At 35.8% G+C, this 12,430-nt stretch carries 14 protein-coding genes; 11 read left to right on the top strand and 3 right to left on the bottom strand.

Annotated elements, in window-relative coordinates; translation table 11 throughout:
• Positions 1-63 precede the first annotated feature (63 nt).
• From amrA to proB, 9 genes are all read left to right on the top strand, one after another.
• Positions 64-636: an AmmeMemoRadiSam system protein A gene (gene amrA / locus FJR03_RS10340; protein WP_193113428.1), complete on the top strand. Its 573-nt coding sequence runs from the start codon at positions 64-66 to the stop codon at positions 634-636.
• On the top strand, positions 617-1,606 hold the full coding sequence (gene amrS / locus FJR03_RS10335; RefSeq protein ID WP_193113427.1) for an AmmeMemoRadiSam system radical SAM enzyme: 990 nt from the start codon (positions 617-619) through the stop codon (positions 1,604-1,606). The genes amrA and amrS overlap by 20 nt, the downstream gene beginning before the upstream one ends.
• The gene (gene amrB, locus FJR03_RS10330) at positions 1,603-2,388 is read left to right on the top strand and encodes an AmmeMemoRadiSam system protein B (RefSeq protein WP_193113426.1); all 786 of its coding nucleotides are present in this window, start codon (positions 1,603-1,605) and stop codon (positions 2,386-2,388) included. Before amrS ends, amrB begins: the two co-directional genes overlap by 4 nt.
• A 69-nt stretch (positions 2,389-2,457) precedes the next feature.
• Entirely contained in the window at positions 2,458-2,967 is a 510-nt protein-coding gene (luxS, locus tag FJR03_RS10325; RefSeq protein ID WP_193113425.1) for an S-ribosylhomocysteine lyase, read from the top strand.
• Positions 2,968-3,270 (top strand): hypothetical protein, encoded by a 303-nt coding sequence (locus FJR03_RS10320; protein ID WP_193113424.1) that lies wholly within the window; start codon positions 2,968-2,970, stop codon positions 3,268-3,270.
• An 11-nt stretch (positions 3,271-3,281) separates the two neighbouring features.
• Positions 3,282-3,773: a hypothetical protein gene (locus tag FJR03_RS10315; protein ID WP_226962120.1), complete on the top strand. Its 492-nt coding sequence runs from the start codon at positions 3,282-3,284 to the stop codon at positions 3,771-3,773.
• A 208-nt stretch (positions 3,774-3,981) separates the two neighbouring features.
• On the top strand, positions 3,982-6,165 hold the full coding sequence (locus tag FJR03_RS10310; protein ID WP_193113423.1) for a diguanylate cyclase: 2,184 nt from the start codon (positions 3,982-3,984) through the stop codon (positions 6,163-6,165).
• Positions 6,166-6,241: 76 nt separating this feature from the next.
• A complete protein-coding gene (locus FJR03_RS10305; RefSeq protein WP_193113422.1) occupies positions 6,242-6,922 on the top strand; it encodes an outer membrane protein OmpK in 681 nt (226 codons plus the stop codon).
• 60 nt (positions 6,923-6,982) lie between these two features.
• The gene (proB, locus tag FJR03_RS10300; protein WP_193113421.1) at positions 6,983-7,744 is read left to right on the top strand and encodes a glutamate 5-kinase; all 762 of its coding nucleotides are present in this window, start codon (positions 6,983-6,985) and stop codon (positions 7,742-7,744) included.
• Positions 7,745-7,762: 18 nt separating this feature from the next.
• On the opposite strand, the gene FJR03_RS10295 is transcribed toward proB, so the two are convergent.
• On the bottom strand, positions 7,763-8,236 hold the full coding sequence (locus FJR03_RS10295) for a hypothetical protein (RefSeq protein ID WP_193113420.1): 474 nt from the start codon (positions 8,234-8,236) through the stop codon (positions 7,763-7,765).
• Positions 8,237-8,357: 121 nt separating this feature from the next.
• Here FJR03_RS10295 and FJR03_RS10290 point away from each other — a divergent pair, with 121 nt between their 5' ends.
• Both FJR03_RS10290 and FJR03_RS10285 read left to right on the top strand, forming a co-directional pair.
• Entirely contained in the window at positions 8,358-9,110 is a 753-nt protein-coding gene (locus tag FJR03_RS10290; RefSeq protein ID WP_193113419.1) for a tRNA (5-methylaminomethyl-2-thiouridine)(34)-methyltransferase MnmD, read from the top strand.
• Positions 9,111-10,013, top strand: a complete 903-nt coding sequence (locus tag FJR03_RS10285) for a hypothetical protein (protein ID WP_193113418.1) — start codon at positions 9,111-9,113, stop codon at positions 10,011-10,013. It begins immediately after the preceding gene.
• On the opposite strand, the gene recQ is transcribed toward FJR03_RS10285, so the two are convergent.
• On the bottom strand, positions 10,010-11,782 hold the full coding sequence (gene recQ, locus FJR03_RS10280; RefSeq protein WP_193113417.1) for a DNA helicase RecQ: 1,773 nt from the start codon (positions 11,780-11,782) through the stop codon (positions 10,010-10,012). The two genes, FJR03_RS10285 and recQ, sit on opposite strands and share 4 nt — an antisense overlap.
• The gene (ribE, locus tag FJR03_RS10275; RefSeq protein ID WP_193113416.1) at positions 11,783-12,400 is read right to left on the bottom strand and encodes a riboflavin synthase; all 618 of its coding nucleotides are present in this window, start codon (positions 12,398-12,400) and stop codon (positions 11,783-11,785) included.
• Positions 12,401-12,430: the final 30 nt, after the last annotated feature.

Raw genomic sequence — 12,430 nt, 5'->3', positions numbered from 1 at the left:
TTTCTTTTTTTCAACTTTTGTATTATAATATAACAATAGCTCCGAATGTAATGGAGGATTTTTATGCTAGATACAATTTTATTGCGTATCGCCAAAAGTGCGATCATATCTCGTTTGGATCCCAGTTATAGCTTTGATGAAGAGGCTGTAGTTAGTGAGTATCCTTATTTAAAAAAAGATGGTGCCTGTTTTGTAACGCTCCATTACGATAAACAGCTGCGTGGATGTATAGGCTCGATCATAGCCCATCGTAGTCTTGTTGACGATATAATTCAAAATGCACTTTCAGCTGCTTTTAGCGATCCGAGATTTTCCCCTTTAAGAGCAAGTGAACTTGATGCATTAGATATAGAAGTCTCCGTTTTAACTCCCCCTGAAATTATTGAATACACTGATTATGATGATTTACTCTCAAAAATAGAACCCCATAAAGATGGTCTGATTCTTCAAGGTGGAGGTTATCAAGGAACATTTTTACCTCAGGTGTGGGATGATATTCCAAGAGTTGAACAGTTTTTAGAACATCTGTCATATAAAGCAGGTGGGAACCCTTCAATATACCAGCAACATCCGACAATGTATAGATATCACGTTGATGCAATAGAGGAGAGATACGATGCAATATTATCGTTATAAAGATGACCATTCAATCACCTGTGTTTTATGCAAACATTACTGTACGTTAAAAGAGAACAAAAACGGTATTTGTGGGATAAACTATAACATCAATGGTGAGCTTGTAAATGCTACATATGGACACCCTAGTGCATTGCATGTTGACCCAATAGAGAAAAAACCGCTATACCATTTTTTACCCGGAAGCAGATCTTTATCGCTTGGAACGGTCGGATGTAATTTCCGATGTCCGTTTTGTCAAAATTATGATATCTCTCAAACAACACAAATCAATGAAGCTGTAAATTACTCTCCCGAGGAGATAGTTGCACTTGCATTAGAGCATAATACAGAGAGTATAAGCTATACATACAACGAACCTACTATCTGGTACCCTTATGCAAAAGATATCGGTGTATTGGCAAAAGAAAAAGGTTTAAAAAACGTATTTGTTTCAAGTGGATATGAATCGCATGAAGTTTTGGAAGATATGAAGAGTTGGGTTGATGCTGCAAATATTGATCTTAAAAGTTTTTCACACGATTATTATAAAAAGGTACTAAAAACAAATCTAGATGGAGTTTTAGAGTCATTAGTTGAATTTGCTAAAAGTGATATATGGCTGGAGATCACCACTCTTTTAATTCCCGGTGTAAATGATAGTGAGGAAGAGATAAACAAGATGGCAGAGTTTATCTCTTCTAAATTAGGTACTGAAATCCCTTGGCATTTCAGCGCATTTCATCCTGATTATAAGATGTTAGATACACCAAGTACTCCGATCGAAACACTTGAAAAAGCAAGAGATATAGCATATAAGTATGGGATAAAGTATGTATATCTAGGTAATGTAATAACTGATGGTTCAACATATTGTCCGGCATGTGAAGCAAAAGTTGTGCAAAGAGATGGATATTTTGCAGAAATCGTGGGATTGAAAGACTCTAAATGTACAAGTTGTGGGGAAAAAATAGAGGGAGTTTGGCAATGAACAGAGAGATGAGTGTCAACGGCAGTTTTTATCCGGCAAGTGCAGATGATATCCAAAAATATTTTGAGTATTTTACCAAGGTCTACGATGATAATTATACTTTGCCAAATACCAAAACTCGTGCAGTAATAGTGCCGCATGCAGGATATGTATTTTCCGGATATACTGCAAATATAGCACACAGAATGCTGGAACATTCGGGGATAAAAAGATTTGTAGTAATTGGCCCGTCTCACAGAGTCGCTTTTCACGGTGTAAGTATCTGCCCGTATGAAAAGTATGATACGCCGTTTGGCAGTATAGAGAGTGATCAAGAGATCGTAAAAATGTTACAAGAACAGTTGCAACTCTCATTTTTCCCTCAGGCACATCATGAGCATTCAACAGAGGTACAGTTTCCGTTTTTAAAATATTATATACCGGACATTAAACTTGTTGAACTGGTTTATTCCAGTGCTTACTCCGATACTATTTCAGGGATTATAGATTTTCTTTTACAACAGCAAGATATAGGGATTATTATAAGTACGGATCTAAGTCATTTTTATACTCTTAAAGAGGCGAATACTCTTGATGAGATATGTGTAGAGGCTATAGAGAATCTAGATATTACAAAACTGCATCAAGGGTGTGAAGCGTGTGGTATGATAGGTGTAGAAGGGATGATCAAAAGTGCAAAAAAATCTGGTCTGCATGGACATATATTGGATTATAGAACAAGTGCGGAGATGAGTCATGACGAGCAAAGCGTAGTTGGATATGTTAGTGCTTATTTTGAATAATTAATTTCAAAGATCAGAAATATAAATCTAAAACTCGGTAGAATACAAAAAAAATTAGGAGACTACTATATGCCTTTACTTGACTCTTTTACAGTTGATCATACAATTATGCCTGCCCCTGCAGTTCGTCGTGCAAAAGGGATGAAAACACCAGCAGGAGATAAAATTACGGTTTTCGATCTTCGTTTTTATAAACCGAATGTTGATAAGATGGACGGAAAAGGGCTTCATACATTAGAGCACCTTTTTGCAGGTTTTATGCGTGATCATTTAAACTCTAAAAAAGTGGAGATTATCGATATCTCTCCAATGGGTTGTAGAACAGGTTTTTATATGTCTGTTATTGGGACTCCATCAGAGAAAAAAGTTGCAAAAGCATGGAGAGAGTCTATGGAAGATGTATTGAATGTTAAATCTGAAAAAGATATTCCGGAACTCAATGTTTATCAATGTGGTACTTATAAGATGCATTCACTTAAAAATGCAAAGAAAATTGCTGCTGATGTATTAAGCCATAAAATCGGTGTAATGGATAATGAGAAGTTAAAACTAAACCTTAAAAAAGTAGGGAAAAAGTAGATGTATGTTTTAGTTCCTATGGATAGTGAAGATGTTCAAGAAGCTTCACTTGTAAAAGTAGCAGATGCAAAAGTTTGGGCACAGATACTAATAGAAGAGGGTGAAGTAGTAGAGATACTTCACGCCGATGAATTCGATAAGTTTGAGAATCTTTCAGAAGCAGTTGTCCTAATAAATGATTTTGAGAACCCTATGCCGTTTTTAGAGTACAACATGATGCCTCTTGTTGCACATACTCAAAGAAGTATAGACGATATTGTTGAAGCTTATCTTTTCCGTGAACTTCACGATATGGCGGTTTAAAGGTTAGGTTGATGGAACTCGAACAGTTTCTAGAACTATTTAATCCGCTGCCGGGTAACTGCTATATGCAGGTTACCACAGAGCCTGATGAAACGACAAAGGCTCTCGCATCTCTTATGAAAAATGTAAACGGCGAACTACGTGTTGTTTACTATACGGAAGATCAAGAGTTGTTTGATAACTTGGATGTTGAAAAGAAGCAACAGGTAGATAGTTTTGCAAAACCTTTTCGAGCTTTGCCCCGTGATCACGATATGATAATCTTCAAAGATATTTTCAATCAACACTTACGACCCGAGCAGATACTTAAAACTGCCTATACAACCCTAGCAAATGCTGCACATATTATTATTATGGAGAAAAAAGGGACAATGGCTATCGAAGAGACTATAGAGTTACTTGATAAGTTTGAATTTCGTTCACCTAACTATATTGAAAACGTTGTTGAAGGGTATGACCTTGTAATGGCTAAGAAGCTTCATATGTGGGGTAATGGATTATAAAATTTTTTAATTTTATATATGATAGAATTGTTAGACATTAATACAAAGAGAATATATGAACTTCTTCAAGAACACCAAAAATTCTTACATCTTATTTTTTAAAATTTTGGGTTCAATTCTCACTATTTCACTCTTTATATATTCAATTTTTCTTTACAATTCCTATCTCTCAATAGTTCGCGAAACTGATAACCTTCTTGATACAGTTTTGCAACAAAAATCAAAAAACATTACAGCTATGCTTGAACACGTTGAGATGGACCTTGACTTTATGGTTGAGTACGTAGAGACTAAAATTAAAAATGATGATCCGCAATTACTTCAAAAAGTGGAGACCAATTTTTTCCTATTTGCAAAAAATCATTACCATTACCAACAGGTAAGATTCTTGGACCTCGATGGTAAAGAGTTGGTACGTGTTGATAGAATTAAAAACCAAATACTTAGAAAAAAAGACCTGCAAGATAAAAGTTCAAGATATTATTATTTAGAAGCAACAAAGTTAAAAAAGGATGAGATCTATGTTTCGCCACTAGATTTGAATATTGAATACGGTGAAATTGAAGTACCGTATCGTCCAATGCTTCGCTTTGCTGAACCTGTTTTTGTCAATGGTGTAAAAAAAGGGTATATTGTAGTTAACTACAGTGCACAAAAGTTTTTAGAAGAGATCTCAAAATCGGATAAACATATAAACAATATACTGCTCAATAAAGATGGTTATTATCTTGTAGGACTGGATAAAAACAAAGAATTTGGTTTTATGTTCAAGAGGAGTGAAGATAGATTCTCAAGCGAGTATCCAAGTAAATGGAATAAAATTTTAGAAGCTCAAGATAATGTAGTGGAGTTTGACAATAAATATGCGCATTACCTTCTATATGATCCTGTAAGTGTTATTAACCCTAATAGATCGATTGCAAGTGACAGGCAGTGGTATCTGATCGCATATCATACATATGAAGGGATATTCGATGAGTTATGTGAGGTATTTAAATTAAACCTTATTTTTTTAATACCAATCTTATTTATTGAAACTTTTATATCTTTTATTTTAATGCGATTAAAGATGAGGGATATAAAAGCACAAGAGTCTATTCTGACACATCAGGAAAAGATTGAAAACTTAGTGGATGAACAAAGAGATCTATTGTCATTGTTTGACATCGGTGACTCTACATTATTCAAATGGTGTAATAATGAGGCATGGAGTGTTGCCTATGTATCTAAAAATGTTGAAAAGATGCTTGAGTATACGAAAGAAGATTTCTCCAGTAATAGAGTAACTTATTTGGACTGTATTTATAAAGATGATTACAATAGGGTAGCCAAAGAAGTTGAAAATGCAGAACACGATAAGCTTGATTTCTTTACACACGAACCGTATCGTATAGTGACCAAATCTGGTGAGATTAAATGGGTTGTAGATTATACAGTGGTAAAAAAAGATGAGACAGGGAATATTGAGTACTTTATAGGGTATATATCTGATATTACGCAGATAGTCAATGCTCAGCAAGAGATGCAGCATAAACTTCAGGGTGTTATTGATACTCAAAACTCTATAGTAATATTAACTGACAGTAAAAAGCTTAAGTTTGCAAATAAAACATTTTTAGAGTTTTTCGGCTATGACAGTATGGAGGATTTCCTAAAAAAATATAATTGTATATGTGACAGATTTATAGAACAGGATAGCTTCTTCCACTTAGGTAAGGTGAAAGATGAGGATGAGGCAAACTGGATTGAAAGTCTCTTAAACCTTAGCGGACGTCAGAGAGTAGTGTCAATGTTGAATTACAGTGTCGAACCACATGCTTTTGCTGTTTCAATAAACAATTTCGGTGAGAATGAATATATTGTGAACTTCATCGATATTACCGATAGTATGGTAGAAAAACTTGAATTGAAAAAAGAAGCAAATATTGATGAATTGACACAGCTTTATAACAGAATCTATTTCAATAAAAATATAGAAAATATTTTACAAGTAAATAAAAAACATGAGTTTAAAACGGGGATAATCTTTTTCGATATAGATCACTTTAAAAATGTGAACGATACTTACGGTCATGATATCGGAGACGAAGTTTTGCAAACAGTTGCCAAGCTTGTAAAAAAACATACGCGCATGGATGACAAAGTTATAAGATGGGGTGGTGAGGAGTTTATAGTAGTAAGTGCTGTAGAACATGCAGACTCATTAGCTCAGATAGCAGAACATTTAAGAATTGCAGTTGAAGAAAATCATTTTAATAAAGTTGGTTCGATTACCTGTAGTTTCGGTTGTCAAATGTATGATGAGGGGAATGATATTTTAGAGACAATTAAAAAAGCTGATGAGAAACTATATTGTGCCAAAGAGAGTGGTAGAAATAAAGTAATCTTATAATCTTTTATTATCTTGTTTTTAGCAACTTATCTCTATAATGATTTATATTTAGAGATTCCTCTTTTAAGGTGCATAAATGAAAAAATTGATACTAGTTGTTCTTCTTTTCTCTTTTGAGCTTTTTGCTTTCTCCACATCAAACGTGCAGTTGATGTATGGAACTTTTAACGGTAACAGTTATGTATTTGATACGAAAAACGGCGGTAAAACTACAATCACCTTAGAGCATTTCAGTGCTTTTGAATATGGGGATGTTTATGCGTTTTTGGATTATTGTATTGCCGATGACAGATTTAAGTACCATGACGATAAAACAAACGAATATGGGGAATTGTCACCGAGACTAGATCTAGGAGCTCTTACATCTTCAGATCTAAGCTTTTTATTTGTAAAAAAAGTGTTTGCCGCATTTCAATACAATACCGATTTTCATGACTATAAAGCTTATCTATACGGTATAGGAACAGCTTTAGATGTTTACGGATTTGATTATTTCAATGCAAATCTCTACCAAAAAGATCAGGTACACGGCGATAATGTATATCAGGTGACGCTCTCATATCAGACAAAAAGTTTTTTTGAGCTTTTTTATATCAACGGTTTTACCGACTACACAGAGAAAAACCTGTTGAGTCAGAATCAATTCCTTCACCCTTTTGGCGATAATCTCTCAGGTGGTGTGGAGTGGCATTATTATACGCAAGATACAGATATTACATCAAATGTCTTTCAAGTGATGCTTAAGTACAAGTGGTAAACTTTACTTCACCCTAAGTTTGATATGTTATATTGAAGGAAATTTTGGAAAGGATTGTATTTGAAACGGATAGTATTTAAAGTTGGAAGTAGTGTTTTAACAAATAGGGATGAAGTAGCGAAAGAGAGGATGTTAAACCTTGTAGCTTTGATCGCAGAAGCGAGAAAAAATTATGAAGTTATTTTGGTTACTTCAGGTGCAGTTGCTTCTGGATACACAGCACTAAAGCTCGATAGAAAAAAAGCGGTTAGCAAAAGAGTCTTGGCATCGGTTGGTCAGCCTATACTTATGCACAGTTACAAGAACAAGTTTGATATTTTCAATGTAGATATTGCACAGATACTCTTAACAGAAGAGGATTTTGACTCTCGAGTACATACAAAAATTTTTCAAGATATTATAGACAGTGCATTATCTAATGGTATTTTACCGATCGTAAATGAAAACGATATCTCAACTATTCCAGACCAGCTTTTTGGAGATAATGACCAACTTTCAGCACACGTTGCACACTATACAAATTCAGATGCACTCATTATCCTTAGTGATATCCAAGGGTATTATGATGCAAATCCAAAAACGAATCCTGATGCAAAGATCTTAAAAGAAGTTAACCAGATTAAAGACTCGGAACTTGAACAAGAACACTCTCCAAACAATGAGTTTGCTACAGGAGGGATTGTAACAAAGTTAAAAGCTGCAAAATATATTATGGATAAAGGTCGTAGTATGTTTTTATGTAGTGGGTTTGATCTTAGTGCGGCAAGAGATTTTCTCTTTAATGAAGAGTATGAAAGTGGAACTCTATTTCAAAGGAAATAGAGTCGAGCACTTGATAAATTATTCTTGAGTAGCAGTTACAGTTGCTGGAGCAGGCTCAGCAGCAGATGTATTAACAGATGTTGAAACACCAGAAATAAGAATACTTTTCTTTACATTGCTGATATGTACCCAAAAACCGATTAAACCAACTAGAGCAATTACCCAAAGAACAGGAACGAAGATTGATGCGATAGTACCACCGTACCATATCCATCCCCAAACATTGCTATACATTTTGATCTCAGTAAACGATAAGTTTTTTTCAGCTACAAATGCTTGAAACTGCGTGTTTAACTTAAGAAGTGTAACCGGAATAGCAACTAAAGACCAAAATGGGATTAATTGCGTCCAAATCCATACCCCGCTTGTGTTATTCATAGGATTTGAAGTAGTCATTGCTTTCGCAAATGAACTTTGTGAAAGTAAGAATAAGATTGTTATAATCAGATTGATTACAAAGAAAATAGCCATTGCACCTAATAAAGCTTCCATATAGAGAACCCCTTTTTATGTTAAAATTACAAGTCTATATTATAAAAACTAATCTTATTGTTTTATTAATATTAAAGAACAATAGATAATAATTTTATTAATGGGTAGGAATAGGTAGGAAATGGATAAATTTAATGATGATAATCATCACCTTGTTTTAAGTGAAGATGGAAGTTATACCGCATATTCCAAGGAGTATGATGAACACTACCACTCCACTAAAGACGGAGCACTCAAAGAGAGTTTTAAAAAGCATATTATTCCCGCCTTTGAGCTTTTAAAAGAGAAAAAAGAGCTCCATATCTTAGATATCTGTTTCGGGCTTGGATTCAACACTTTGGTAACACTTTTATACCATCAACAAAACAATTTACAATCAAAACTTTTTATCTATTCTCCGGAGCTCGACAAAGAGCTTGTACACTCTTTAAAAAACTTTACCTATCCGGAAGAGTTTGAGCCTTTTAAAGAGATCATTTTAGCTTTAAGTGAAACCGGAAAGTATGAAGATGAAAACTATTCTATAGAGGTGTTTTTAGGAGATGCCCGAGAGTATGTGAAAAAGTTTGAAAACAGATTTGACATAGTATATCAAGATGCTTTTAGTCCATCGACAAATCCTATCCTTTGGACACAGGAGTATTTTGCCGATATTGCAAAAGCGATGAAGAAAGATGGTGTCTTAACTACCTATTCAATGGCTTTAAAAACACGTTTAGCTCTTTACAGAAACGGTTTTAATATCTATATAAACAGCGGTGAAGATTTTAGGGATGCTACACTTGCCTCTTTATCCGAGCTAAAAGGGTACGAAAAAGTGGATATGGAGCATAAAATCAAATGCAATCCGGATGTTGAACCTTTAAGAGACTAGATGAAATCTTTTTTAGCTTTTTTCTTACTTATTACTTTATCATTTAGTGCTGAGATAGAAGTACAAGATGTAAGTAAAGCTAATATCAATTCTATTTTGATCTTCTCTTCACAAGAGGGACTTAACTCGGGAATATACCACTTTAACAAAAAAGGGATCTCCTTGCACACTTATCATCTACCTTTAAAATACCATTTCCCTTCAAATACAAACTGGAACTACTTTATAAACGGGGACCTTAGTTTTAGTCGGGCATATGTGAGTGAACATGCCGTAGAACCTATCACAACAGAGATAGCTAAAGATACAAGTATAGAGACCTATATAGGCGGTATAGGCGGAGGTGTAAGATATACTTACACAGAGGGTTTGAGCAGCACTTTTGGTTTTGAAGTGTTATGGTCTCGTACAGGAGTAAAACTTGGTCAGATAGATGTCGAACAAACTGTAAAGAATCTGCTCGATAATAACTTCAATAACCATATAACGTATAAGTTTAAATCGACTCTAGATTATTACAGTGTTGTTAATGACTTTAAAATTTATGCAGATCTGCAGTATAGATTGTATGAGACGAAAACCGACTTCTCTTTTGACCAATTGAGTGACTTTAGAAGTGAGTCTTCAGTAATAAGCATCTCTACAGGTTTTGAAACGCCGAGGCTTGTTAATTTCGGTACAAATTACCTTACACTTGAGGGGCGTGTTCATGAACACTTTTTATTTGGTACGGTAGCAAATACTACGGCAGTAAACCGCTATACAAGTATGAGCAGTACCCTTTATTTGTATGTGCCGGAGCACCTAAAATATATTGAAAGGTTTTTTATAGAGGTGAGTTCTTCCCAATCTGAGGCCTTGGAAGCGTACAATATCGGTATTGGGTTTAGTGTGAATTTTTAGGAGTTGATTATATCTAAAAACTCTTCACCGTACTGGGTATATTTTTTAAGTCCGATTCCGTTTATCTCCAACATCTCCTCTTTATTTGTCGGCATCTCATTTGCCAGATGTTTTAAAGTTTTGTCACTGAAGATGAGATAAGCAGGAAGTTCAAGTTCATCGGCTAACTCTTTTCTTTTTTCTCGAAGTTTTTCAAACAATTCTCGATCGTAGTCAAACTCCTCTTCTATTTTCTTCGCTTTTTGTTTTTCAAGCACATTGAGTCGTGAGGCTTTAATAGTCACTAATTGGCGTGATTTGAGTACAGCTACTGCATCGTTTGTAAGTTTGAGCGCCTGAAACTCTCCAAGTGTAAGGATTCCAAGCTCTAAAAGGCGCTCCACGATCACAAACCACTCTTTTTTGCTGAGGTGTGAGCCGATGCCGTAAACCGAGAGTTTATCCGCTTTATTGGCTAAAAGCTTCTGCTCTGTTGAGCCGCGAAGCACATCGATGATGTAGTTCTTTCCAAATGTTTGTTCTGTTTTATAGATACAGCTAAGAAGCATTTGCGCTTCTTTTGTTATGTCACGGCTCTCATCATCATTCAAACAGTTTTCACATCGATCGCTGCACTCTTCAATCTTGTCTTCAAAGTAGGAAGCTAGTTGTTGGTGGAAACAAAGCTCGCTTGTTGCGTATTTGTAGATAGTATCTATCTTTTCGGCGAGATGTTCTTTATATCTCTCATCTGTTATCTCATCGAGGTAGCGTTTATGTTGCATAATGTCACCGGCATTAAACAGCAGTAATACTTCAGAGTTTTCACCGTCACGTCCCGCACGTCCAATCTCCTGATAGTAGTTCTCCAGAGATTTCGGCAGACTCATATGCACCACAAAGCGGATGTCGGCTTTATCGATTCCCATTCCAAATGCAATAGTTGCTACCATGATATTGACACGGTCGTTGACAAAGAGTTTAAAGTTCTGCTCTCGTATATGTTGCGGCAATCCTGCGTGGTATGGGAGAGTCTTGTATCCGGCCTGGTTGAGCTGGCTGCTTAGATCTTCCGCTTTTTTTCTGGAACTTACATAGATGATTCCCGATTCATTCTCATGGTTGAGAAGAAAGTTTTTCAGCTGAGCCTGTCCATTTGAGATTCGTCGCTGAGCCGAAATAAAAAGGTTTTTACGAAAGATCTTCCCTTTGAGCAGCAGCGGATTTTGGAGTTGCAGTTCTCTTAAAATATCCTCTGTTACATGGTTGGTTGAGGTAGCTGTAAAAGCCGCAATTGTAGTAGAGGGAAAGTTGTTTTTTAACTGTCCTAAAGAGCGGTAATCATCACGAAATTCATGCCCCCACTGCGAGATACAATGCGCTTCATCGATCACGAAAAAGTTGATGTTGATATTTCGCAGGATCTCTAAAGTGTGTGGATTATTCAGTCTCTCAGGTGAAAGATATAAAAACTTTAACTTATTGGCATAGAGATCGCGAATAGTCTCTTCAATCTCTTCAAAATTTTGAGCTGATGAAAACATAGCGGCAGGGATATCTTGTGCTTGAAGTGAAGCGACCTGATCTTGCATAAGTGCGATTAGCGGTGATATAACAATCGTTACACCGTTCATCATCATAGTCGGGAGCTGATAGACTAAACTTTTTCCCCCGCCTGTTGGAAGGATCATAAGGAGATCGCGACCATTTAGAATAGCATCTACGCCTTCCTCTTGCAGCTCTCTGAAGCTGTTATGCCCAAAGAACTCTTTTAAAACCTGTTGCTTCATCTAGTAAAGTGCAGTTATGGAATCAACCTTATCCCAAGTAAGATCGTGAGCTGAGGTTTGGTATTTCATGATGTGGGCTATATAGCGTGCAAACATATCGGTCTCAACATTTACACGTGAGCCTTTTTTATAGTTTTTAAAGAGTGTCTCTTTCATCGTATGTGGAATGATAGTCAGACGAAATGAATCAGCAAAAACTTCATTGATCGTAAGGCTTACACCATCGATCGTGATCGAGCCTTTTGGAACGATGTAGGGGATAAACTTTTTGTCGAGTTTGATGAAAACATCGTAAGAGTTACCGTTGTCTTTTACTTCAGAAACTTCTCCGATCGTATCGACATGCCCTTGAACAATATGCCCTTCAAAGCGATCACCCATCTGCATTGCAGGTTCTATATGTACTTCATTTTTGTAGTTCTCAATTGCCAGAAGTTTTTGGCTTTCCGGGCTTAGTTCTACACAAAAACCGTCATGAGAAGTTTCAATTACCGTTAAACAAGCCCCGTTGATTGCAATAGAATCTCCAAGTCCGGCTTTATGTTTTGCATGGATGCACAGCTTGCTTCCTACAAAACTTTTAACAGTTGCAACTTCTCGAATGAGTCCTGTGAACATGTGAACACCTTTTGATTTATTTTATTTATG

The organism is Sulfurimonas marina (assembly GCF_014905095.1).
In the GTDB taxonomy this organism is placed as follows: Bacteria; Campylobacterota; Campylobacteria; order Campylobacterales; family Sulfurimonadaceae; genus Sulfurimonas; species Sulfurimonas marina.
The sequence above is the reverse complement of the archived record's forward strand: the minus strand, read 5'-3'. Positions and strand labels throughout refer to the sequence as shown.